22 protein-coding genes are annotated in these 23,852 nt (G+C 65.3%); 6 read left to right on the top strand and 16 right to left on the bottom strand.

The features are described 5' to 3' along the window. Positions 1 to 120 precede the first annotated feature (120 nt). Entirely contained in the window at positions 121 to 699 is a 579-nt protein-coding gene (locus ACW18B_RS02430) for a sugar transferase (RefSeq protein ID WP_492049257.1), read from the bottom strand. A 266-nt stretch (positions 700 to 965) separates the two neighbouring features. Between ACW18B_RS02430 and ACW18B_RS02425 the strand changes: the two genes are divergently transcribed. Next, positions 966 to 1,127 carry a hypothetical protein gene (locus tag ACW18B_RS02425; protein ID WP_492049256.1) on the top strand — a complete coding sequence of 54 codons (162 nt, stop codon included), beginning with the start codon at positions 966 to 968 and terminating at the stop codon, positions 1,125 to 1,127. A gap of 128 nt (positions 1,128 to 1,255) precedes the next feature. Here the strand turns inward: ACW18B_RS02425 and ACW18B_RS02420 are convergent, their stop codons facing one another. Continuing rightward, positions 1,256 to 2,032, bottom strand: coding sequence for a transglutaminase-like cysteine peptidase (locus ACW18B_RS02420; RefSeq protein ID WP_492049255.1), 777 nt, complete (start codon positions 2,030 to 2,032; stop codon positions 1,256 to 1,258). Positions 2,033 to 2,351: 319 nt separating this feature from the next. Here ACW18B_RS02420 and ACW18B_RS02415 point away from each other — a divergent pair, with 319 nt between their 5' ends. The 4 genes from ACW18B_RS02415 to ACW18B_RS02400 all read left to right on the top strand — a co-directional run bounded on the left by ACW18B_RS02415 (position 2,352) and on the right by ACW18B_RS02400 (position 6,976). After that, entirely contained in the window at positions 2,352 to 3,143 is a 792-nt protein-coding gene (locus ACW18B_RS02415) for a metallophosphoesterase family protein (RefSeq protein ID WP_492049254.1), read from the top strand. Positions 3,144 to 3,253: 110 nt separating this feature from the next. Next, positions 3,254 to 3,802 carry a polysaccharide biosynthesis/export family protein gene (locus tag ACW18B_RS02410; RefSeq protein ID WP_492049253.1) on the top strand — a complete coding sequence of 183 codons (549 nt, stop codon included), beginning with the start codon at positions 3,254 to 3,256 and terminating at the stop codon, positions 3,800 to 3,802. A 592-nt stretch (positions 3,803 to 4,394) separates the two neighbouring features. Next, entirely contained in the window at positions 4,395 to 4,925 is a 531-nt protein-coding gene (locus ACW18B_RS02405; RefSeq protein WP_492049252.1) for a hypothetical protein, read from the top strand. A 26-nt stretch (positions 4,926 to 4,951) separates the two neighbouring features. Continuing rightward, positions 4,952 to 6,976, top strand: a complete 2,025-nt coding sequence (locus ACW18B_RS02400) for a TonB-dependent receptor plug domain-containing protein (protein WP_492049251.1) — start codon at positions 4,952 to 4,954, stop codon at positions 6,974 to 6,976. Positions 6,977 to 7,044: 68 nt separating this feature from the next. On the opposite strand, the gene ACW18B_RS02395 is transcribed toward ACW18B_RS02400, so the two are convergent. The 9 genes from ACW18B_RS02395 to ACW18B_RS02355 form a co-directional block, all read right to left on the bottom strand. Next, a complete protein-coding gene (locus tag ACW18B_RS02395) occupies positions 7,045 to 7,719 on the bottom strand; it encodes a hypothetical protein (protein WP_492049250.1) in 675 nt (224 codons plus the stop codon). Between the two features lie 157 nt (positions 7,720 to 7,876). Then, on the bottom strand, positions 7,877 to 10,075 hold the full coding sequence (locus tag ACW18B_RS02390; RefSeq protein WP_492049249.1) for a 3-hydroxyacyl-CoA dehydrogenase NAD-binding domain-containing protein: 2,199 nt from the start codon (positions 10,073 to 10,075) through the stop codon (positions 7,877 to 7,879). A 5-nt stretch (positions 10,076 to 10,080) separates the two neighbouring features. Beyond that, on the bottom strand, positions 10,081 to 10,887 hold the full coding sequence (locus ACW18B_RS02385; RefSeq protein ID WP_492049248.1) for a DUF2711 family protein: 807 nt from the start codon (positions 10,885 to 10,887) through the stop codon (positions 10,081 to 10,083). Between the two features lie 18 nt (positions 10,888 to 10,905). Continuing rightward, entirely contained in the window at positions 10,906 to 12,111 is a 1,206-nt protein-coding gene (locus tag ACW18B_RS02380; RefSeq protein WP_492049247.1) for an acetyl-CoA C-acetyltransferase, read from the bottom strand. Between the two features lie 24 nt (positions 12,112 to 12,135). Further along, entirely contained in the window at positions 12,136 to 12,615 is a 480-nt protein-coding gene (locus ACW18B_RS02375) for an OsmC family protein (protein ID WP_492049246.1), read from the bottom strand. Between the two features lies 1 nt (position 12,616). Next, positions 12,617 to 12,973: a hypothetical protein gene (locus ACW18B_RS02370; RefSeq protein ID WP_492051849.1), complete on the bottom strand. Its 357-nt coding sequence runs from the start codon at positions 12,971 to 12,973 to the stop codon at positions 12,617 to 12,619. Positions 12,974 to 12,987: 14 nt separating this feature from the next. Beyond that, on the bottom strand, positions 12,988 to 14,151 hold the full coding sequence (locus ACW18B_RS02365; RefSeq protein ID WP_492049245.1) for an acyl-CoA dehydrogenase family protein: 1,164 nt from the start codon (positions 14,149 to 14,151) through the stop codon (positions 12,988 to 12,990). Between the two features lie 2 nt (positions 14,152 to 14,153). Next, on the bottom strand, positions 14,154 to 15,947 hold the full coding sequence (locus tag ACW18B_RS02360) for an acyl-CoA dehydrogenase C-terminal domain-containing protein (protein ID WP_492049244.1): 1,794 nt from the start codon (positions 15,945 to 15,947) through the stop codon (positions 14,154 to 14,156). 90 nt (positions 15,948 to 16,037) lie between these two features. Further along, entirely contained in the window at positions 16,038 to 16,517 is a 480-nt protein-coding gene (locus ACW18B_RS02355) for a MerR family transcriptional regulator (RefSeq protein ID WP_492051847.1), read from the bottom strand. A 189-nt stretch (positions 16,518 to 16,706) separates the two neighbouring features. Here ACW18B_RS02355 and ACW18B_RS02350 point away from each other — a divergent pair, with 189 nt between their 5' ends. Next, positions 16,707 to 17,348, top strand: a complete 642-nt coding sequence (locus ACW18B_RS02350) for a S24 family peptidase (RefSeq protein ID WP_492049243.1) — start codon at positions 16,707 to 16,709, stop codon at positions 17,346 to 17,348. 4 nt (positions 17,349 to 17,352) lie between these two features. On the opposite strand, the gene ACW18B_RS02345 is transcribed toward ACW18B_RS02350, so the two are convergent. The 5 genes from ACW18B_RS02345 to pgm all read right to left on the bottom strand — a co-directional run bounded on the left by ACW18B_RS02345 (position 17,353) and on the right by pgm (position 23,795). Further along, a complete protein-coding gene (locus ACW18B_RS02345) occupies positions 17,353 to 17,559 on the bottom strand; it encodes a hypothetical protein (RefSeq protein WP_492049242.1) in 207 nt (68 codons plus the stop codon). Between the two features lie 186 nt (positions 17,560 to 17,745). After that, positions 17,746 to 19,404 carry a lysine--tRNA ligase gene (locus ACW18B_RS02340; RefSeq protein WP_492049241.1) on the bottom strand — a complete coding sequence of 553 codons (1,659 nt, stop codon included), beginning with the start codon at positions 19,402 to 19,404 and terminating at the stop codon, positions 17,746 to 17,748. Positions 19,405 to 19,455: 51 nt separating this feature from the next. Further along, the gene (locus tag ACW18B_RS02335; RefSeq protein ID WP_492049240.1) at positions 19,456 to 19,938 is read right to left on the bottom strand and encodes a hypothetical protein; all 483 of its coding nucleotides are present in this window, start codon (positions 19,936 to 19,938) and stop codon (positions 19,456 to 19,458) included. A gap of 397 nt (positions 19,939 to 20,335) precedes the next feature. Further along, positions 20,336 to 21,280: a mechanosensitive ion channel family protein gene (locus tag ACW18B_RS02330; RefSeq protein ID WP_492049239.1), complete on the bottom strand. Its 945-nt coding sequence runs from the start codon at positions 21,278 to 21,280 to the stop codon at positions 20,336 to 20,338. An 874-nt stretch (positions 21,281 to 22,154) separates the two neighbouring features. Further along, positions 22,155 to 23,795, bottom strand: coding sequence for a phosphoglucomutase (alpha-D-glucose-1,6-bisphosphate-dependent) (gene pgm, locus ACW18B_RS02325; RefSeq protein WP_492049238.1), 1,641 nt, complete (start codon positions 23,793 to 23,795; stop codon positions 22,155 to 22,157). Positions 23,796 to 23,852 lie beyond the last annotated feature (57 nt).

Genomic DNA, 23,852 nt, shown 5'->3' with positions numbered 1-23,852 from the left:
AGCATTGCAGCGCGATGGGGAAAGGCGCCGACGATCCGGTCGGCTCGCCGACGTTGCGCCAGATTTTTGTTTTGGCATCGTTTTCGCGGAAAACCGGCGCCCACTTTTCCGCACGATGCCTTAATAGGCGTTTTCAGCCAGCAGCAGATGCGGCACGGTCATCAGCATGATGCGCAGGTCGGACCACAGCGTCCAGGTGTCGATATAGTCGATATCGGCCCTCACGCGGTTGGCCATGTCGTCCACATCGCTGGTCGCGCCGCGGAAACCCTTGATCTGAGCCAGGCCGGTGAGGCCCGGTCGCGCCTGGAAGCGCATCTTGTAGGTCGGGATCAGCGCGCCGTAATAGGCGTCATGCGCCTGGGCGTGCGGACGCGGCCCGACCAGTGACATGTCGCCCTTCAGGACGTTGAGCAGTTGCGGCAGCTCATCGATGCTGGTCGCCCGGATCAGCTTGCCGATCCGGGTGACGCGATCATCGTCGCGCCTGGCCTGGACGACGGCGTCGCCGTTCTCCTCGCAACGCATCGAGCGCAGCTTGTAGATGGTGAAGGTGCGGCCGTTGAGACCACCCCGCGTTTGGCGAAATAAAGCCGGGCCCCGCGATTCCAGACGGATCAACAAGGCTGCGAGCAGCAGAACGGGCGCGAAGAAGGCGATCAATATAGCCGACATAAGAACGTCACAGAGACGCTTCATCGGATCTATCGCCACTCGCGGCAAAAATGTCGCCGGATCTTGATCTAGAACTTCCGTGTTCAAGCTCCCGCTCATCACATGAACCCCGCACGGAATATGCCTTGGCAAAGCCGCCGAGGCCAATACCGAACTATCTATCGCAGGCGGGCGTCGTCGTCACTTCTAAACCACTCATTAATCATAGATGAGGTTAGCGCTGCATAAACGCTGTTCGTTAGCGGGAATTTAGCGCCCACGCCCTAGGCTGCAAGGCACAGGAGCACACCATGTCGATGATCCCCGCCGATCTCTCAACGACCATGACCCCGATGACGATGTCCCGACCGGGCGCGCGGCGAATGTCTCGTGCGCTGGGCCTGTTGTCGGCCGCGATTGTCTCGGGTGGCCTCTGGTACGTTGCAATCGAAGCGGTGCGTCTGGTTCTCTAACCGCCGCACACTCTTTTCGAACAAACGAAAGGCCCCGGAGATCCCTCCGGGGCCTTTCGTTTGTTCGGCGTCCGCCTTGCCGGATCCGCCGGCCCCGGGCTCGGCGCGGGCGGATCCGGATCGGACCTTCAGCCGACCGTCATCCAGGTCGAGGAGCCGGCCACCTGCCGTTGCACCCAGGTGTAGTTGAGCGCCGCCCACGGGGTCGGCCACGGCGTCAGATTATCCAGCACCATGTCGCCGGACTCGAAGGCCACGACCAGGACCGCGTGGCTCTCGCCGCGCCGGGTGACGACCACGGCCATCGACAGGGCCTCGGCGGCCACGCCGGCCTCGATCAGGCGGCGGCGCTTTTCGAGGGCGTAGTCCTCGCAGTCGCCATACATCTTGCCGTCGATCACACGCGGCAGCGACCAGAACTCGTTCAGGCCATAGAGGTCGAAATCGCTGGACTTGCGAACGTCGCGGTTCACCGCGAGGTTCACGGCGGTGACCAGCTTCAGCTGGCTCTTGTCCAGCAGGGGCGCCTGCGACGCGGAGGCGGCGGCGACCATCACGGGAGCCTTGGTCGCGGGACGCGCGACGCCGGCGGGCACGAAGTCCTCAACCGCCTGCGGGCGGTAGGCCTTGACCGTCTCGACGACGGCCAGGCCCAGCGTCGCGGCGCTGTCTTGCTCAACGGCCGGGGCTTTCGTCGCCGCCGCCAGGGCCAGCGACCAGGACCGACCCAGCGAAGAGGTGCTGAGCGTCGTCAGGGCCAGGGTCGATGTCGGGGCGACCTGGGCGACGGGCGCGCCGCAGCTGGTCTCGTCCCGCTGACACAGGTCGATGAAGCCGGACGGCGCCGCCACGGTTTCGCCGCGCGGCAGGAAGGCGCGGCCTTCAGCCCGGGCAGCACTAGTCATAGCAAGTACAGCCATGACGCTGGCGCAAATCGCGAGTTCTTTGCGGATATTCATCTTGACATCGCCCTTAATGACGACGCCAGAATGCAATTAAGCTCTAATTATCGAATGAAAACACTTGGTATTTTGAATACGAATACATGTGGTAACTAAGTAATTAAGGATAATTCAGAGCGAATTATTGTAGTAAACATTGTGTATTTCAGCATGGTGTATTGAATGGTAAGGTTTCTGGCAAACGGTTGATGGGCGTTCTTGCGTGAGGCAAACTGACAGCCTTCGACAGGCGGGCGACCGGAAACGCTCGAGTGGACAGGTGATGCGGTTCAATTTTTTTCGTCCCAAGGCCAAGGCGGCGATCGCCGCCTCGACAGGGGGGCGCGTGGTCTATGGGATTGGTGACATTCATGGCCACCTCGATCTTCTGGATAACCTGCTTGAGGTGATCGCCAAGGATTTCGCCGGTCTGAATCGCCCCGACCGGCCGGTTCTGGTGTTTGTCGGCGACTATATCGACCGGGGTCCGGCCTCGCGTGGCGTCGTGGATCGCTTGATCAGCCTGATTGACGCCGCCAGCCAGCACGCCGCCTTCGAGGTTCGCGCCCTGATGGGCAATCACGAGCAGACCATGCTGTCCTTTCTCGAGAACCCGGAGGCCGGCGCCGCCTGGGTGGAGTTTGGCGGCGGAGAGACCCTGGCGTCCTATGGGGTCGACCGACCGATCGGGCGGGTGGACGCGGACGCCTGGCGCGACATTCAGGCCAGCTTTCAGCGCCAGACGCCGGCCCGACATGTGGCGTTCCTGCAGGCTCTGGAGTTGTCGGCGACCTATGGCGACTATTTCTTCGTCCACGCCGGCGTGCGGCCGGGCGTTCCGCTGGATCTGCAGACGCCGGAAGACCTGATGTGGATTCGCGGTGACTTTCTGTCACAGCCCCATCGTCTGCCCTGCGTGGTCGTTCACGGCCATACGCCAGAAGAGCAACCATTTATTGGCCCAGACCGCATTAATATTGACACAGGGGCCTATGCGACGGGCGTTCTCACCGCTGTGCGTCTGATCGATGGGCCACCCATCATTCTTCAGGCCGGAAAGTCTCGTCGACAGTAGCCCGCCTTCTTGTCGCTGCTCTGCGGGCGTGTCATGACACACAAACAGGGACGCGCTTATTCAGAGACTCCAATCCGATGACTATCGTGAGACGACACCTAAATTGGCTCATGGTCCTGTTGGCGAGCGTGCTTGTCTTTGGGGCCCTGAGCACAAAGCCGGCGCACGCCCAGCAGCCGCCTTCGGCGCCCGCCCAGTCTGACGACTATCTTCTGGGCTCCAGCGACAAGGTTCGCGTCACGGTCTACGGCGAGCCGACCCTCTCGGGCGAGTTCTTCGTCACGGGCACAGGCCTGGTGTCCTTGCCGCTGATCGGCGAGGTCAAGGCTGCGGGGCTCAGCGTCCGCCAGTTCCAGGAAGCCGTGCAGCACGCCCTGAGCGACGGCTATCTGAAGGAGCCGCGCGTGAGCGCCGAGGTGCTGACGTTCCGCCCCTTCTATATCCTGGGCGAAGTGACCAAGCCGGGCACCTATCCCTATACGTCGGGCCTGACGGTTCTCAACGCGGTGGCCACGGCCGGCGGCTTCACCTATCGGGCCGACAAGAAGAACGTCTTCGTCAAGCATGTCGGCGAGACCGAAGAGACCAAGGTCGAGCTCAGCCCATCGGTGACGGTGGCTCCGGGCGATACGATCCGTCTGGGCGAACGCTTCTTTTAGGCGCGCGATCGCCGACCGGTGAGCGGCTGCGGCCCTTACCCTCAATCCATGCCGAACTGACAGCCATGGCCTCACGGGATCTCCCGTGAGGCCATGTGCGCATTTCGCCTTGGGCGGGACGGAGGTGACGGGTTCAGCCGCGCCGCCCTGATCGCGCGCGCTCCACGCCGAGCGACAAGGCTCCCCCAAACCCCAAAATGGGCTCGTTTTGGGGCCGGTGTCGGGCGCTGCGGCAAAATGACCAGTTCCAACTATAGCGACGAGGTTAGGTCCCGTTCGGCCAAGCTCAAGCTATAGGACAATTTTCCAACACAATTTGAAAGGTGCATATTTACAATATTAAATCGTCTCTATGAATGTAGTGGTCGCTAAATTGCTCGTCAATCCAAAGTAATAAATTGTATAGTTTGGATGTATTGCGACAAATTGACATCAATCTAATCTCAAATTTTGATCTGAATACATGTAAAGTTGGCGGAATATAGGGTGAATTAAAAGCGTACGGTGAACGCTGGTTACATTCTGTTTACGGTCGTGAGGCCTTTTCGCGCTCAGAAAGTCCGGGAAAGTCTCCGGGCCGGGGATAAACAGCATGTCGAAAAAGACCCAATCTGGCGCCATGGCGCTCTGCGCCCTGGCGCTCTTCGCCGCGCCGCTCAGCGCTCACGCCGACGCCGCCAAGGACCTGCAGGTCGCCGGTCGCGCCCTCACCTTCCTGGAAAACGGGCCCACCGGAAAGGCCACGCTGGGCGTGGTGTTCGATCCGTCCAAGCCCGCTTCGGTGGCCGAGAAGAACGCCGTCATGGCCGCTATCGGCGCGGGCCTCAGCGCCGGCGCCCTGACCCTGGTCGGCAAGCCGGTGGAAGCCGATGACGCCGGCGCCGCAGCGGGCGTCGCCGCCCTCTACATCACGACGGGCGTCAACGCCGGCCCGGTCGGGGCCGCCGCCAAAGCCAAGAAGATCATCACCATCGGCTCGGACATGTCCTGTGTCACCAGCGGCGCCTGCGTGATGAGCGTGTCGGCCGATCCCAAGGTGGAGATCGTGGTCAACCGTTCGGCTGCCGCCGCGGTCGGCGCGGTCTTCAAGGCCGCCTTCCGCATGATGATCCGCGAAGTCTGACCCCAGCGAATTTAAGAGACACAATCATGAAAACGACTCTTTTCGCCGGCGCTTCGGTCGGCCTCTTCCTCATGGCTTCGGCCACCACGGCTTCCGCCCAGTCCATCGACTATGGCGCGATGGAGCAGCTGTTCAACGAGCCCGTCACCACCAGCGCCACCGGGTCGCCCCAGCGCGCCACCGAAGCGCCGGTCGACATGACCATCATCAGCGCCAGCGACATCAAGCGCTCGGGCGCCGGCGACCTGCCGACGATCCTCAGCCGCGTGGCCGGCGTTGACGTGCTGGCCTTCGCCGCCGGCCAGTCCGACGTCGGTATCCGCGGCTACAACCAGGCCCGCTCGCCGCGCCTGCTGGTGCTGATCAACGGCCGCCAGGTCTATCTGGACCACTTCGGCTATACCGACTGGGCCTCGTTGCCGATCGAGCTGAGCGAAATCCGCCAGATCGAAGTCGTGCGCGGTCCCAACAGCGCCATTTTCGGCTTCAACGCCGTCTCCGGCGTCGTCAACATCATCACCTTCAATCCCAAGTTCGATAACACCAATGTCATCGAACTGCGGGCCGGCACGGGTGAGAGCACCAGCGTCTCGGTCGTGAAGACCGTTCGCCTGGGCGAGCGCCTGTCGTTCCGGATCTCGGGCGGCTTCGATCACGAGAACGAGTGGAAGAACACCACCAGCGGCACGGGCCGCGTTCTGGGCTCGCAAATCCATAACCCGTCGACGGCGCGCGCCAATATCGACGCTGTGGCCCAACTGAACGACAAGACGACCCTGCGGGTCGAAGGCTCGATGTCGAACGGCGCGTCGACCCAGGTCATCTCGACCTTCGCCTACGCCGCGCACCGGGTCAAAACCGACTCGCTGAAGGCCACGCTGAACGCCGACACCAAGTACGGTCTTGTGCAGGCCCAGGCCTATCGCAACGATCTGGACGCCCTGACGCCCGGCCGCCGCTACCTGAACAACATCACCGTCTACAGCCTGGAAGACCTGTTCAAGATCGGCGCCGCCCACACCATCCGCCTGGGTGTCGAGTATCGCGACAACCAGCTGGACACGGCCTCCTATGCCGGCGCCAAGGTCAGCTATACGGTCCTGGCCCCGTCGGCGATGTGGAACTGGGTTGTCAGCCCCAAGCTGGCGCTGACCGCCGCCGCCCGCGTCGACAAGTTGAGCCTGAAGCGCACGGGCCCGTTCCCGGTTGGCGCGCCGCAACATGACAATGGCCTCTGGAACCGTGACATCACCGAGCCCAGCATCAATCTGGGCGCGGTCTACAAGGTCTCGGACAATGGTTCACTGCGCGCGACCTACGCTCGCGGCGTTCAGGCCCCGACCTTGCTGGAACTGGGCGGCCTGCTGATCCCGCCGGCGACGGCGGCCCCGACCGGCTTCCTGATCACCGGCAACCCGGCGCTGGAACCGGCCATCGTGACGAACTACCAGCTGGGCTACAGCCAGGAACTGCCCGCCCTCAAGGCGCGCGCCAGCATCAAGGTGTTCACGCAGAAGACCGAGAGCGTCAAAGGTCAGTTCTCGACCAGCGCCGTCGATTTCGCGGCGACCTCGTCCACCTGGATGACGGCGACCTACAAGAACGTCTCCGACTCCAAGATGAACGGCGTTGAACTGGCCGCCTCCGGCAAGCTTGACGGCGGCTTCCACTGGAACGCCGACACCACCTACACCGACGTCAGCGACAAGCCCTTCACCACGGTCTCGTCGATCATCCTGCGCAAGGTGAACTTCGAGGCGACCTCGCCCAAGTACCGCAGCAACCTCGCGGCGGGCTGGGCGAACGACAAGTGGTCGGTGGACGGCTATGCCCACATGGTGAGCAAGTTCTCGTCCTACAACGGCAATCTGCTGGAGCCGGTCAAGGGCTACACCACGGTCGGCGGCCGCGTCGCCTACACGGTGAGCGAAGGCGTGGACGTGTCGCTGAACGGTCAGAACCTGCTCCACGACCGCCAGTCGCAATCCAAGGGCGTCAGCGGCCTGCAGGCTGAGCGCCGCGTGATGCTGGGTGTCAGCAAGCGCTGGTAAGCTCGACACTCCAGACCTGGATGAAGAGGGGTCCCGCCGCGAGGCGGGGCCCTTTTTCCTTTAGGCGGTCAGTCGTCCCAGCCCTTGATCTTCTTCTTCTTGCCCAGGGCGAAGATGCCCGGATAGGGGCCCTTGCCGGTGCGGTAGAGGCACCAGTCATCGTCCTTCTTGCAGTCGCCGTCGAAGGCGGCCTTCTTGTCGGGGTCGATCACCGCATACATCGCCGGGCGGTTCTTGTTCTTTTCCCCCAGTTTTTCGTCGCAGGCCGCGCGTTGGGCCTTGGTCAGGGCCAGCTCGTCGGCGTTGCGGCAGCCGATGCCGTCGCGCGCCGCCTGGCGCAGGCCGTCGCCGCCGCCGGTCAGCTCGCGCGCCTTGAAGCCGGGCGGGGCGACGGCGCCCGTCGGGGCGGCGGTCGGGGCGGCGGGGCGCGTGGCGATGGCCGGCGCCGGCGGCGGGGCCACGGGGGCGGGCGACCTGTCCGTCCGGGTCATGACCGGCGGGGCGTCGGCGGGGCGGGCCTTGGCGGGCTTCGCCACCGTCTCGCGCGGGCGTTCAGGCGTGAACAGTTCGACGCTGAGGGCCGGCGGCTCGACCAGCGGCGGCATGACGTGGACGCCGGACACCAGGGCGCCCAGCACCAGGCCGTGGGCCAGAACCGAGACGAGAAGAATCCAGGGACCTGCGCCTTTGGGTTTGGGCCGGGGCGCTGGGCCGCCAGTCATCGGGGCGAGAGTCGCCTGCATCCGTCTTGTATCTCGCACCCGTCTATCGAGGCTCTCAGATAAGGACGCCGTGCGGCTGAACCATGGCCCGATCGTCACCGTCCGGAAATAAGGGCCGGACGTGAAAAGGGCCCGGCGTCGCCGCCGGGCCCTCCTTGTCTTCAGCAGGCGACCGGGTTCAGGCGGCGGCCTTGGTCTTGACGCCGAAGCGGCTGTAGAAGGTCTCGCCGTTGGCGGCCATCTCGCGCAGCAGCTTGGGCGGCGTGAACCGCGTACCAAACTTCTGGGCCAGGGCGTCGCAGGTCTCGACGAAGGCCTTGAGGCCAATACCGTCGATCAGGCTGATCGGACCGCCGGTCCAGGGCGCGAAACCCCAGCCCAGGATCGCGCCGACATCGGCTTCGCGCGGATCGACGATGACGCCTTCCTCGAAGCAGCGGGCGGCTTCCACGGCCTGGCGATAGAGCAGCCGCGTGCGGATCTCCTCGATCAGGGCCGCATCAGCGTCCTTGGTGGTGACGGGCATCAGGTCGGCCAGGCCCGGCCAGATCTTCTTCTGACCCCCCTCGGGATAGTCATAGAAGCCCTTGCCGTTCTTGCGGCCCAGGCGACCCAGCTCGACCACCATCTTTTCCAGGACGGGGGCGAAGGGGCGCTCTTCGTACTTGTCGCCGAGGTCCTTCTTGGTCTGCTCGCCGATCTTGTAGGAGAGGTCCAGGGCGACGTCGTCGTTCATTTCCAGCGGACCACGCGGCATGCCGGTGGCGCGGCCGACATTGTCGATGATGGCGGGGGCGATGCCCTCGGCCATCATCTCCAGGCCTTCCTGCACGAAGGTGCCAAAGCAGCGCGAGGTGTAGAAGCCTCTGGAGTCGTTGACGACGATCGGGGTCTTCTTGATCTTCAGGACGTAGTCGATCGACTTGGCCAGGGCTTCCTGGCTGGTCTGCTCGCCCATGATGATCTCGACCAGACCCATCTTGTCGACCGGCGAGAAGAAGTGGATGCCGATGAACGAGGCCGGACGCACCGAGGCCTTGGACAGGCCGGTGATCGGCAGGGTCGAGGTATTGGAGCCGAAGATGGCGGTGTCAGCCAGCTGGGCTTCGGCCTTCTTGGTGACCTCGGCCTTGACCTCGCGGTTTTCGAACACCGCTTCCACCACCAGGTCCGAACCCTTGACCAGGGCGTAATCGGTCGTGGGGGTGATCAGGGCCAGGATCTTGTCGCCCTTTTCCTGGGTCATCTTGCCGCGCGAGACGGCCTTCTTGACCAGGCCTTCGGCATAGGCCTTGCCCTTGTCGGCGGCTTCTTGCGTCTGGTCGATCAGCACGCTTTCGATGCCGGCCATGGCTTGGACATAGGCGATGCCCGCGCCCATCATGCCGGCGCCCAGAACGGCGACCTTCTTGACGTCATAGTGCGGCACGCCGGCGGGACGGCCCGAACCCTTGCCCAGCTCTTGCAGGCTGAGGAACAGGGTGCGGATCATGCCCTTGGCCTGGGGCGTCATCATGGTCTTGAGGAAGTAGCGGGTCTCGATCCGCAGGGCGGCGTCGAAGGGCACCTGCGTGCCTTCATAGACCGCCTTCATGATGTTCAGCTGGGCCGGATAGTTGCCATAGGTCTGCTTGCGCAGCATGGCGTTGCCCATCACGAACACCTGGCTGCCGCTGGGGCTGTAGGGACCGCCGCCGGGCAGCTTGAAGTCCTTCTTGTCCCACGGCGCGACCGGATCGCCCTTGGTCTTGACCCAGGTCTTGGCGGCCTCGACCACCTGATCGGCGGGCACGACTTCGTGCACGACCTTCAGGGCCAGGGCCTCGGCCGGCTTCATCGACTTGCCTTCCAGCAGGTAGGGCGCAGCGGCCATCACGCCGATCAGGCGCGGCAGACGCTGGGTGCCGCCGGCGCCCGGCAGCAGGCCGACCTTGGCTTCCGGCAGGGCCAGCTGGATCTTGGGATTGTCGGCCACGACGCGATAGTGGCAGGCCAGGGTGATTTCCAGCCCGCCGCCCATGGCCAGGCCATTGATGGCCGCGGCCACCGGCTTGCCGCAGGTTTCCAGGGCGCGGAACGCCTTGTTGAGCGCGAAGCCGGCTTCGAAGGCGGCCTTCAGGCCCTCTTCGCCGCCCGCGCCGCCGCCGATACCGCCGCTGCCGCCCAGTTCACCCAGGTCGGCGCCGGCGCAGAAGCCGGTGGTCTTGCCCGAGGTGATGACCGCCCCCTTGATGGCCGCGTCGGTCTTGATGCGTTCGACGACCTCGCCGATTTCCTTGATCACCGAAGCGGTCAGGGTGTTCATCGTCCGGCCGGGCACGTCGAAGGTGACCAGGGCCACGCCGTCGGAATCGACCTCGATCTTGAAGTTTTCCATGGTGGTTAGCTCCGTATGTTTTGTGAGGCCGCGATGGGGGGATTCCACCAGTCATGGCCGGTTGTTTTGTCGGCGAAGAAGCCGTCTAGATTTTCGGCTCGAACCCAATCCTCAAGCGCCCGGCGCGGGCCGGCGACCAGAGTGAAGAAGCTGTCCCAGTCCACGACCACCAGAACGGTCTTGCCGGGGTCGTAGAGCGACACCCGATCAGCCCATTCCTCCAGCTTTTCGACTGGGACGATGCGTCCGTCGTCGAACTCAGGCTGGACGACGACCTCGGCGTGACCCAGTCCCTCGAACCAGCGGCGAAGAGCCGGCAGGAGCAGGGGCTGCATCGCGCCTTCGGACGGCAGGAACAGGCCTTCACGTCTGGCCAGCGCCACCAGCGTGTCCCGAGCCGCTGTGTCTGGATGCTTCAGGGCACCGATCAGGCTGAGTAGGGCGTGGTTCAGCTGTGCAGGACCGCCTTGCAAGCGAGCTTGCTCAGCGATCTTGGCCCAGGTCAGGATTTCGAGGTTGGCGGAGTCGCCTACCTCCTCGGGAGTCAGGGCCGAGCCTGCATAGAGCAGCGTCGCGTCTGCTTCGATCTCGCGCACGACCTCACCCACAGCGCCACCCATGGGGGCAGACCTCAAGGGCTCACCGGTCTTCGGAACAACCGTCCGACCTTCCACGAACGGGTCGCGCCCCTTCACCCGCGCGAACGGGTGAAAGGCTACGAACACCGCCTCGAAAACGCCGTTCCAAGTCTGGAGGAACGGCGTTTCGTACGGTGGATAAGCCATCAGTTGATCGTCGACCGGCGCGGTCATAGCTCGGGTCCGCCGCTCCTAGACGCGTTCGATGACGGTGGCGGTGCCCATGCCGGCGCCGACGCACAGGGTGATCAGGGCGGTCTCCTTGTCGGAGCGCTCCAGTTCATCCAGCATCGTGCTGACCAGCATCGCGCCGGTGGCGCCCAGGGGGTGGCCCATGGCGATGGCGCCGCCGTTGACGTTCATCTTGTCGTGCGGGATGTCCAGCGCCTGCATCATGCGCAGGACGACGGCGGCGAAGGCTTCGTTCAGCTCATAGAGGTCGATGTCCTTGACCTCCATCTTCAGCTTCTTGAGCAGCTTTTCGCTGACCAGGGCGGGGCCCGTCAGCATGATCGAGGGCTCGCTGCCGATCGAGGCGGCGCCCTTGATGCGGCCGCGGGGCTTCAGGCCAAGGGCCTCGCCCATTTCCTTGCTGCCGATCAGCACGCCGGCGGCGCCGTCGACAATGCCCGAGCTGTTGCCGGCGTGGTGGACGTGATTGACCTTCTCCACCTGCGGATAGCGCTGGGTGACCACGGCGTCGAAAGCCATGTCGCCCATGCCCTGGAACGACGCGTTCAGCGAGGCCAGGGTCTGCATGGTGGTCGAGCCGCGCACGGTCTCGTCGTGGTCGAGGATCGTCAGACCCAGCTGGTCCTTGACGCCGATCACCGAGTTCTTGAAGCGGCCGTCGGCCCAGGAGGCGGCGGCGCGGCGCTGGCTCTCGACGGCATAGGCGTCGACGTCATCGCGGCTGAAGCCGTACAGGGTGGCGATCAGGTCGGCCGAGACGCCTTGCGGGGCGAAATAGGTCTTGAAGGCCGAGGAGGGGTCGGTGGGCCAGGCGCCGCCGTCGCTGCCCATGGGCACGCGGCTCATGCTCTCGACGCCGCCGCCGATCACCATGCCGGCCTCGCCGGAGGCCACCTTGGCGGCGGCCATGTTCACGGCTTCCAGGCCCGAGGCGCAGAAGCGGTTGATCTGCACGCCGGCGACGCTTTCGGCGTAGTCGGCGGTCAGGACGGCGGTGCGGGCGATGTCGCTGCCCTGCTCGCCCACGGGGGCGACGCAGCCGAGCACGACGTCGTCCACAAAGGACGTGTCGAGATTGTTGCGGTCGCGCAGCGACTGCAGGACCTGGGTGGCGAGGGACAGCGAGGTGATCTCGTGCAGAGACCCGTCCTTCTTGCCCTTGCCGCGCGGGGTGCGCACGGCGTCAAAGATATAAGCGTCGGCCATTTGATGGCTCCTTCCTGCGTATATTTAGATCGATTGTGGGGTGAAGCCCGGCTCGACCTGCACATCCGTGCGGACCGAGTTGGCGATGAAACAGGCGTGGTGGGCGGCCTCGTGCAGGGCGCTGAGGGCCTCGGGATCCGGAGCCTCGCCGGCGAAGGCGACGCCGGGGCGCAGGGTGACCCGGGTCATGATCAGGCGACCGGCCTCGTCATGGCCCATCAGGCCGTCGGCCTCGTCGACATAGCGGGTGACGACGTGGCCGGCGCGGCGGGCGATGTCGAGGAACCACAGCATGTGGCACGACGACAGGGAGGCCACGAACAGCTCCTCGGGATCCACGCCGGCGGGATCGGACCAGGGCTTGGGCACGATGGACGGGGAGGATGAGCCCGGCAGGGTGGCTCCGCCGTCGAACCGCAGGCTGTGGGCGCGGCTGTAGTGGCCGGCGGCGAAATCCTCGCCCGCGTTCAGGCTCCAGTCGATGGTGGCGGTATAGGCGGCCATATTACCAGCTCCCGATGGGTGACTTGGCGATCGGCGCGCAGATCAGGCCTCGCGCGGAGACCTTGGCGCTGTAGGTGACGCGCTGGCCAAATTCCGGCGCGGGCAGGGTGCAGGCGGTGAAGCCCGAGGTGGTGACCTCGAGGCTCCAGGTTGCGATCTTCGAGCGCAGCAGATTGTTGCAGACATCGGCGCCGGGTTTGAGCGGCAGCTTGAACGCGCCCGGCTGGGGGCGCTTGCCGACCAGCTGGCCCGAGAAGGCCAGGGGGCGACGGCCGCCCGGCGCGGCGCGCACGCAGACCACGGCCGCGCGCGGGTCGGCGGCCGGCTTGGCGGCGGGCGCGGCGGCCTGGGCCAGCATCAGGGCGATAGCGATCACAGGGTCCTCGCGATCAGGATCTTCATCACCTCGTTGGTGCCGCCATAGATCCGCTGGACGCGGCTGTCGCGGTACATCCGGGCGATCGGATACTCGTTCATGAAGCCGTAGCCGCCGAACAGCTGCAGGCAGCGGTCGACGATCTTGTTCTCCAGGTCGCTGACCCAGTACTTGGCCATCGAGGCGGTCGAGGCGTCCAGCTTTCCGGCCAGATGCTGTTCGATGCAGTGGTTGATGAACACCCGGGCGACGGTCGCTTCGGTCTTGCATTCGGCCAGCACGAACTGGGTGTTCTGGAAGTCGAGGATCGCCTTGCCGAACGCCTTGCGCTCCTTGACGTAGGCGATGGTCAGGTCCAGCGCCCGCTCGATGGTGGCCATGCCCTGGACGCCGATGTTCAGCCGCTCCTGCGGCAGCTGGCCCATCAGCTGGAAGAAGCCCTGGCCCTCATCGACGCCCAGCAGGTTCTCGGTCGGAACCTTGACGTCGTTGAAGAACAGCTCGGAGGTGTCCTGGGCTTCCTGGCCCAGCTTGTCGAGGTTGCGGCCGCGCTCGAAGCCTTCAGCCCCGTCGGTCTCGACCATCAGCAGGGAGGTGCCGCGCGCGCCGGCGGCGGCGTCGGTCTTGGCCACCACGATGATCAGATTGGCGGTCTGGCCGTTGGTGATGAAGGTCTTGGAGCCGTTGATGACGTACTGGTTGCCGACCTTCTTGGCGGTGGTCTTGATCCCCTGAAGGTCCGAGCCCGCGCCGGGTTCGGTCATGGCGATGGCGCCGACCAGTTCGCCGGTGGCCAGTTTGGGCAGCCAGCGGCGCTTCTGCTCCTCGGTCCCGTAGTGGACGAGGTAGGGCATGATGATGGCGTTGTGCAGGCTGATGCCGAAGCCATCCACGCCCTTGAGGCCCAGCTGTTCCATCAGCACGACCTCGTGGCGATAGTCGCCGCCGGCCCCGCCGTATTCTTCCGGGGTGGAGAGGCCCAGCAAGCCGGCCTCTCCCGCCTTGGTCCACATCGAGCGATCGACGCAGTGGTTCTTGCGCCAGGTCGCCACGACATGTTCGGGCGCGTGCTCGTCGAAGAACTTGCCCACCGCGTCTTCAAAGATCGCGATGTCTTCCTCGGCCATGAAAGCCGGTTTTGCGACGTCGAGCACGCTCATGATCAGAAAGCCTCCGCAGGCAGCGCCATCAGGGTCGCTGAACCGGTTTTCAGCTTGGTCAGATGCGCCCCAGCGTCAGGCAAGATGCGTTCGATGAAATATTGCGCGGTGGTGACCTTGGTCGAATAGAACGGGTCGGACGAGCCGGCCGCGATCTTGGCCTGGGCCGCCTTGACCTGCAGGGCCCACATATAGGCCAGGCCGGTCAGGCCGAAGAGGTGCATGTAGTCGGTCGAGGCCGCGCCGGCGTTTTCGGGGTTCTGCAGGCCGTTCTGCATCAGCCACATCGTGCCGTCCTGCAGCTGGGCCTTCACCTCGGCCAGCGCCTTGATGAAGGGCTTGAGGCCTTCGTCGCTGTCGTTCTCGCCGATGAACTGGTCGATTTCCTGGAAGAAGGTCATCACCGCGCGGCCGCCCTTGGAGGCCAGCTTGCGGCCGACCAGGTCCAGGGCCTGGATGCCGTTGGTGCCTTCATAGATCAGGGCGATGCGGCAATCGCGCATGAACTGGCTGACCGGGAAGTGCTCGGTGAAGCCGCTGCCGCCATGCACCTGCACCGCGTCCGAACAGATCTTGAAGCCCTTGTCGGTCAGGTAGCCTTTCAGCACCGGGGTCATCAGGCCCATATAGTCCTCGGCCTTTTCGCGCACCTTCTCGTCGGGATGGCCGTGGGCCAGGTCGCCGTGCAGGGCGGTCCAGAACAGGAAGGCGCGACCGCCCTCGATCAGGGCCTTGCTCTCCAGCAGCATGCGCCGCACGTCGGGGTGGACGATGATCGGATCGGCCGGGCCGTCGGGGTTCTTGGGGCCGGTCAGCGAGCGGCCCTGCAGGCGGTCCTTGGCGAAGGCGACGGCGGCCTGATAGGCGGCCTCGCCCTGGGCCACGCCCTGCAGGCCCACGCCCAGGCGGGCCTCGTTCATCATCACGAACATGATCTTCAGGCCGGCGTTCTCGCCGCCGATCAGCCAGCCCTTGGCGTCGTCATACTGCATCACGCAGGTGGCGTTGCCGTGGATGCCCATCTTCTCTTCCAGGCCCACGCACTTGGCGCCCTCGTTACGCGTGCCGACGCTGCCGTCTTCCTTGGGCAGGAACTTGGGGACGATGAACAGGCTGATGCCCTTGACGCCGGCCGGGGCGCCTTCGATGCGGGCCAGCACCAGGTGGACGATGTTGCCGGCCATGTCGTGCTCGCCGGCGCTGATCCAGATCTTCTGGCCGGTGATGCGGTAGGAACCGTCCGCCTGCGGAACCGCCTTGGTGCGCAGCAGGCCCAGATCCGTGCCGCAGTGCGGCTCGGTCAGGTTCATGGTGCCGGTCCATTCGCCGGTCACCATCTTGGGCAGATAGAGGTCCTTCTGCTCATCGCTGCCGCCGTAGTGGATGGCCGAATAGGCGCCGTGGGCCAGGCCCGGATACATCGAGAACGCCATGTTGGCCGAGCTCGACATCTCGCTGAACGCCAGGCTGACCACGAACGGCAGGCCCTGGCCGCCATAGGCCGGATCCGAGCCCAGGCCGGTCCAGCCGCCTTCGCACAGCTGCTTGTAGGCCTCCTTGAAGCCTGGCGGCGTGGTGACGGTGTTGGTCGTCGTGTCCAGCACGCAGCCGGTCTTGTCGCCGACGCTGTTGAGCGGGGCCAGGACCTCGCCGGTGAACTGGGCGGCGGCCTCCAGGATCTGCTCCACCACATCGAACGAGGCGTCAGCGAAGGCTGGCAGTTCGCTGTGCTGGTCGATGTTGAGCATGTCGCGCAGGATGAAGACGTGATCGCGGACGGGCGCCTGGTAGGTCATGGAAGGTCCTGGAAGAAGGGGGTGTCAAAACGAAGAGGATAGGCGTGCGCCCTGGCCGGGGTCTTGGCCAGTTCGCACCGTGAAGATGGTCTACTTGCCCAGTGCGGCGTCAGCGTGACCATCCAGCCGGGCGCGCAAGACCTGGTCGTAGTCGGCGGCGCGGGGCAGCAGGTCGGGCCGGATCTCGACCAGGCGCTGTTCCAGACGGGCGCAGGCCTGGTTCAGTTCGATCAGGGCGCCGTCGATGTCGTCGCGCTGTTGCTCCAGGGCCGTGGCGCGCTCGCGGAACTTCTTCAGCGACCTCGCCATCTGGGCCGCGCCGTCGTCGTTCTCGTCATACAGGTCCAGCAGCTCGCGGATCTCCGACAGCGACAGGCCCACGCGCTTGCCGCGCAGGATCAGTTGCAGCCGAACGCGGTCCTTGTGGGAATAGACGCGATTGAGACCCTCGCGGGCCGGCGACAGCAGGCCCTTGTCTTCATAGAAGCGCAGGGCGCGCGGGGTCGCTTTGAATTCGTTGCACAGATTGCGGATCGTGAACGTACGCTCGGGGCGACGCAGGTCAGCCAACATAGAAACCTCCCAAGAGGAAAGGCCCCACTACGCGGCGGGGCCGCTTTGTTATCGTCGATCACCTTACATCCAGGTCCAATCGACGTCAACGTTTACGTAAACGTCAAGCTGGGCTGTTCGAAATAGGTTTACTTTCCTAGGGGTGAGGCTTATTTTCCTGCCGCCCACCCCGCCTGGACCTCACGCATGACGGCGCTTTCGCACGCTGAAATCTGGACCGCGATTGACGCGCTTGCCAAGCGTTTCGACATGAGCCCGTCGGCCATGGCCAAGATGGCGGGTCTGGACCCCACCAGTTTCAACCGCTCCAAGCGCACCTCCGCCGACGCCGAGGCGCGGCCGCGCTGGCCCTCGACCGAGAGCCTGGCCAAGGTGCTGGAGGCCACGGGGGTGGGATTTTCCGAATTCGCGGCGCTGACGGAAAGCGCCAGACGCCCAGCGGCGCGGGGCGTGCCGCTGCTGGGCTTCGCCCAGGCCGGCTCGGACGGCTTTTTCGATGATGCGGGATTCCCCGCCGGCGAAGGCTGGGACGAGATCGCCTTTCCCGGCCTGCAGGACGACGGCGTCTATGCGCTGGAGATCGCCGGCGACTCGATGGCCCCGGTGTTTCGCGACGGCGACCGCATCCTGGTCTCGCCCTCGATCGAGCCGCGGCGCGGCGACCGCGTCGTGGTCAAGACCACGGACGGCGAGGTGATGGCCAAGGAGCTGTCACGGGTGACGGCCAGGACGATCGAGCTGACCTCGCTCAATCGCGACTATGCCGACCGGGTTCTGGAGCGCGGCGACGTGGCCTGGATCGCGCGGATCCTCTGGGCCAGCCAATAGGGTTTTAAGTCCGCGGACAGTTCGCGTTCTGGCCCAGCCAGGCGATCAGATCGCCGTCCTGGGGCGCGTCGCACGACACGTCCAGGCGATAGGATTTCCAGATGTCGTTGTGCGCCGCTTCCACGTGCGCGGCCGGGAAATTCTGGACCAGGCCACCGAGCAGAGAATCAAATTGCGAGCGGTCGGCGGGGCGAAGGGTGAACGAAGCCATTGGGACTAACCTTGGTTCTGATGGTCAGACCTTAGTCTCTGAATTGCGGATATTTCCTTAATAGCCAATTCAGACTTCATTCATCTTGGCGGTCATGGTGTCGCAGGCGGGGAGATTCAGCGGAGGCGTGCGAGGATGATCCCTTCACATCCCGTCTCCCCGGCGAAAGCCGGGGAGAACGGAGATTTAGAGGTCCAGCTTCTCGTCGATCAGGGCGATCGTGCGGTCCAGGCCGAAGATCGCCGCGAAGGAGCCGAAGCGCGGGCCCTGGCTCTGGCCCAGCAGCACTTCGTACAGGGCCTGGAACCAGGCGCGCAGCGGATCAAAGCCGTGGTCCTTGCCGACCGCGAACACCTCGTTCTGGATCAGCTCGGCGTCCTGGCAACCGTCCGGCAGGGCCGCGAGGCGGGCACGCAGATCGACGATCGCCGCGCGCTCCTTATCGTCAGGGGCGCGGAAGGTCTTCGAGGGCTTCACGAAGTCCTCGTAGTAGTTGATCGCATAGCCGGCCAGACGGTCCAGCAGCGGCTGGGTTTCCGGCGTGGCGCCGCCCACGTAGCGGCCCAGGAACCCCCACAGGATGTCCTTGGTCGAGGCGTCGGCGGCCGAAACCAGATTGAGCATCAGGCTGAACGACACCGGCGAGCCCTGCTCGGGCGGCTTTCCTGAGTGGACGTGCCAGGCCGGGTTGTCGATCGACTTGGCCGGTTCCTGCTTCTGGAAGGCGTCCAGCTGCTGCAGATATTCGTCCGTCGCCTTGGGGATGACGTCGAAATAGAGCTTCTTGGCGCTCTTGGGGCTCTGGAACATGTAGTAGGCCAGGCTCTCGGGCGCGCCATAGCGCAGCCACTCGTCCATGGTCAGGCCATTGCCCTTGGTCTTGGAGATCTTCAGGTTGTTCTCGTCCATGAAGAGTTCGTAGTGGAACCCTTCCGGCGGCGAGCCGCCCAGAACCTTGCAGACCTGGTTGGACAGGCGGACGCTGTCGATCAGGTCCTTGCCGCTCATCTCGTAATCGACGCCCAGGGCCGTCCAGCGCATCGCCCAGTCAGGACGCCACTGCATCTTGACGCCGCCGCCGGTCACCGGAACCTCGGTCAGTTCGCCGTCCTCGTCGCGGAACACGATCGTGCCCTTGGCGACATTGCGCTCAAGGGTCGGGACCTGCAGCACCTTGCCGGTCTTGGGGCTGATCGGCAGGAACGGCGAATAGGTCGCCCGGCGCTCTTCGCCGAGGGAGGGCAGCATGATCTTCTGGATGGCGTCGAAGCGCTCCAGGGCGATCAGCAGGGTCTCGTCGAAGCGGCCGCCGCGATAGCAGTCGGTGGACGACACGAACTCATAGTCGAAGCCAAAGCCGTCCAGGAACGTGCGCAGGCGGGCGTTGTTGTGGTGGCCGAAGCTCTCAAACTCGCCATAGGGGTCGCGGACCACGGTCAGCGGCTTGTCGAGGTCGGGGATCATGACCTCGCCGTTGGGCACGTTCGGCGGGATCTTGCGCAGGCCGTCCATGTCGTCGCTGAACGAGATCAGGCGGGTGGGGATCTTGTCGTCCGTCAGGGCGCGGAACGCCGCGCGGACCATGGTGGTGCGCGCCACCTCGCCGAAGGTGCCCATGTGCGGCAGGCCCGACGGACCATAGCCGGTCTCCAGCACCACCGGTTTGCGCAGGGCCTCCAGCGTGGCGACCGCTTCGTCGGTCTTGCCGGCGTGGATCAGGGTCGAGGCGAGATCGCGCTCGGCGTCGGACAGGCGCAGACGCAGCGTGCGGGCCAGCAGGGCGCGCGCCTGCTCGAACGGCCAGGCGCGTGCGTCGCGGGCGAGGGGGGAGAGGCCTTCAAACATGCGGGCGGTATAGGGGGAAGTGGCGGTGGTGGCTAGGTTTTGGGTGCTCGTCTATTCGGATGTGTCTGGATGGCCGTTGCGCAAAATCTTGATCGAAGCCGCCCTCCCGATGTGGAAGCCATTTCCATATGCATAGAAGGTGCGCCAAATCCCATTCACTTCCCGCTGAAAATCAACGGCGTAAGGCTGCCGTCTCCAGCGTCCAAAGCGGCATCTCAGTCGCACGTCACCGGAGATCAGACCGTGGACGGTCGCTAAAAACTCCGCCTCGGCAGCGGGATCGTCGGCTGGAAACCACTCAACGTAGAAGAGGTCGTGTTGAACGCCGATCTCGTCGTTGTTCTGCAGGTTCAGCCACAGCGACCAGTCGAGGCCCGGCTGCTTTGGTAGAGAGGCCGCGAGTTCAACTGGCGCGCTGTTGTCCCACTCGAGTTGAAGGCCGTGGGTTTTGGCAAGGTCGATAAAGAGCGTCCGTGCGCGCTCAATCATTCCCTCCACGCGATTGTCGAGATTGTTTGCGAGCACTTTTGGCATCCATTCCCTCGAGACGGCCATCCGCCGCAGCGGAGGCTGGCGCGCCCTGAAACCCTTGGTGGAATTGGAGCTCTGAGGCCAGGCCGTGTCAATGACGGCGCGCCGCGCCGCCGCGCGCGGCCGGCCTCTGGCCGGTCATTGACACGGCCTGGCCTCAGAGCAAGCTCGCCTCCAAGCGTTTAAGGCGCGGCCTCGCCGCTGGGGGCGGCGGATCTCTGGAAAGTCACGGGCGCCATGTCCCATAGCCTCGCCTTCCTGGGCCTTGTGCCCGGGATTCAGGGTCGAGGCCGGTGGTGAGCCAGGGGTTGTCCGCCGCTGAACGGCCCGGATAGCAGACCCCATCAGCGCGGGCGGCGCCATGGGTCCTGGGCACAAGGCCCAGGAAGGCGGGATAGGTTCAGGCTGGCGAAGCGGGCGGCGTCGCCCCCGCGCGCGCCACCCCCGACACCCGGATCGGCGGAACCCCCACCAGCTCGATCGTCGTGCTGCCCAGCTGGATCTGGTCGCGATGCGCATCCAGGGCGATCAGCAGGTCGCGCATGATGGCGTCCTTGGTCGTCCGGCGGCTCTTGTAGTCGACGATGTAGCGGATGCGGAATTCGATCCAGTTGTCGGTGATCACCAGGGTGACCGACGGGGTGATCCTGGCCTCCTCGATCCGGAAGCGCTTGATCATGTGCTCCCATTGGTGGGTCGAGGCGGCGGTGTAGTCAGCCACCTGCCGGGTCACTACGTCCTCGATGACGGTCTGGGCCAATTGCCAGTCCGATCCAAAGCGGACGGGCAGGGTGAACTCGTCCCACAGAAACGGAAACTCGCTGGAATAGTTATAGACCGGCGACTTGAACACGAAGCTGTTGGCCACCCGCACGATGCGGCCGTTATAAAGATCGCCGTCCACCCAGTCGCCGACCTCCATCAGGGTGGTGCGCAGGATGCTGATGTCGATGACGTCGCCCTTGATCCCGCCCAGCTCGACTCGGTCGCCCGACTTGTAGAAATTGCCGAACGACACCGCGATCCAGCCGGCGATGCTGGCGATCACCTCCTGCAGGGCGAAGGCGATCCCCGCGCTCGCCACGCCCAGGATCACGCCCAGCTGATCCAGGCTCTTGCTCAGGGTCGACAGGACGATGACCGCGATGATCGCATAGCCGGCCAGGCCGGCCACCTTGCGGGCCCGATAGCGCAGGCCATTGTCTTCCACCGCGCGGGTGATGGCCGCCTGCGCCAGCCGCACGCCCATCAGACCCGCGAACACGACGATCAGCAGCACGCCCAGCCGCCCCACCCCGAAGGCGGCGAACCAGGCCGCGACTTGTTTCACGACGTCATCGGTCATGGCGGGGTCCTGGGCTGGGGGTGAAGCTGGATTGTCCAGTCGGAGTCACGCGGTCGGCATCGTTTTGTGCGCCTTCAGCCTAACCCCTTCGATACGCGAAGTCGGCCGACGGGTTCCGTGCAGGCGCTGCGGGATGGCGCACAACGGGGATCGGGCGCAGTTTATCCCCGTCGTTTGCGGACTAGACTTCAGCCTTTTCAACGCTCTAAAAAATAATCGAGCGCGCCAATCCCCGGCGTTCAAACCGCCCGCATAATCAATCTCACCTGACAGCACGGGAAGGGCGCACGTACGGCGACCGTTGCGACTGTCAGGGGTGGTCGAGCGGGTCGCGCCCGTCGGCCGTCGTCGAAGGCCCGGCGGGGTCTGGCTGAGCGGGACGGTCCCTTCGAGGACGCCGCGTCGAGGCCAGGCCCGGACCGCCGGGAACTCCCCTCGCCGACGCCCGTACGACGCGCAACAGGCATGGGCTGAAATCGCCCATGCGGTCCAGGGTGCGCCAACACCCTGCCCGTCGGGGGCCTAGCTACCGGAGCGGGTTAAAACCCCGCCAATCCCGGCGATGCTCCCGGATAACGGCTGCGCGGAGCGTCTGTCTTCGTCGAAACGGTATTCACTACCCAATCCTCCGGGCGAGGCCCGGACGCTCCGCAGCCCTTCCCATCCCTTCAGCGAGGAATCGCGTGAGGTTGAGCGCTCGTGTCTTTGCTCCAACCCAAAACAAACCCCGCCTTCCTCGCCCTTGTGGCGAGGACCCCTGGATCCGCTTGTCTCAACGCATCCCGATCAGGCTCAACGCAAGCGGAACGTTGGGCCCTGGGCACGAGGCCCAGGGAGGCCATGCCTGTTTGGAGGCGTGCGCCGTGGAGAAGCCTCAGCCCTTCAGCGCTCCCGCCACCACCTCGCGGGCTTCGGCCTGCACCGCCTTCAGATGCTCATCGCCCAGGAACGACTCCGCATAGATCTTGTAGACGTCCTCGGTGCCCGAGGGGCGGGCGGCGAACCAGGCGTTGGCGGTCACCACCTTGAGCCCGCCGATGGCCTCGCCATTGCCGGGGGCCTTGGTCAGGGTGGCGGTGATGGCCTCGCCGGCCAGGGTCTTGGCGGTCACGTCCGACGGGCTCAGCGCCCCCAGCCGCGCCTTTTCCGCCCGGCTGGCCGGGGCGTCGATGCGGGCATAGGCCGGGCGACCGTACTTGCCCGCCAGGTCATCATACAGCTGGCTGGCGCTCTTGCCCGTGGCGCCCTGGATCTCGGCGGCCAGCAGGGCCAGCAGCAGGCCGTCCTTGTCGGTCGTCCATACCGTGCCGTCGCGGCGCAGGAACGCGGCCCCGGCCGATTCCTCGCCGCCGAACCCGACGCTGCCGTCCAGCAGGCCCGGGACGAAATGCTTGAAGCCGACTGGCACCTCCAGCAGCGTCCGACCCAGACCCGCCACGACGCGGTCGATCATCGAGGACGACACCAGGGTCTTGCCGACGGCCACGTCCGGGCCCCAGCCCTCGCGATGGCTGAACAGATAGGCGATTGCGGCGGCCAGGACATGGTTGGGATTCATCAGCCCGCCGTCGGGGGTGACGATGCCGTGGCGGTCGGCGTCGGCGTCATTGCCGGTGGCGACGTCATAGCCGGCCCCACCGGCCATGGCGTTGACCAGATTGGCCATGGCGCAGGGCGACGAGCAGTCCATCCGGATCTTGCCGTCGGTATCCAGCGGCATGAAGGCCCAGCGCGGATCGACGGCGGGATTGACCACGGTCAGGTCCAGGCGGTGACGCGTGGCGATCTCGCCCCAATAGCCGACGCTGGCCCCGCCCAGCGGGTCGGCGCCGATCTTCACCCCGGCGCCGCGGATGATGTCGAGGTCCAGAACGCTGGGCAGGTCATCGACATAGCGGCCCAGGAAGTCGAAGCGCCTGGCCTCGCCGATGGCCCGCTCGAACGGGATGCGGCGCACATCGGCCAGGCCGCCCTCGATCAGCTGGTTGGCCCGTGCGGCGATGGCCGAGGTGGCGTCGCTGTCGGCCGGGCCGCCCGAAGGCGGATTGTATTTCAGGCCGCCGTCGCGGGGCGGGTTGTGCGAGGGGGTGATCAGGATGCCGTCGGCCAGGCCCGAGGTCCTGCCGCGATTGAAGGCCAGGATGGCGTGCGACACCGCCGGCGTCGGGGTGAAGCCGTCGCGGTCATCGATCAGGGTCTCGACGCCGTTGGCGACCAGCACCTCGATCGTCGAGCGCCAGGCGGGCTGCGACAGGCCATGGGTGTCGCGGCCGACAAAGACCGGGCCGGTGATCCCCTGGGCGGCGCGGTACTCGACGATCGACTGGACGATGGCCAGGATGTGCGTCTCGTTGAAGGCCCCGTCGAGGCTGGAGCCCCGGTGCCCCGAGGTGCCGAACGCCACCCGCTGGGCGGGGTGGGACAGGTCGGGCTTGAGGTCGAAATAGGCGCCGGTCAGGGCGGCGAGGTCGATCAGGTCTTCGGGTCGGGCCAGCTGGCCGGCGTGTGCATGCATGGCGGGAAACCTATCGACCGGAGGTTACAGATTCAATCGGGGTCGCCGACCCTGAAG

The organism is Caulobacter sp. FV2ps19, from assembly GCF_058681035.1.
The sequence above is the reverse complement of the archived record's forward strand: the minus strand, read 5'-3'. Positions and strand labels throughout refer to the sequence as shown.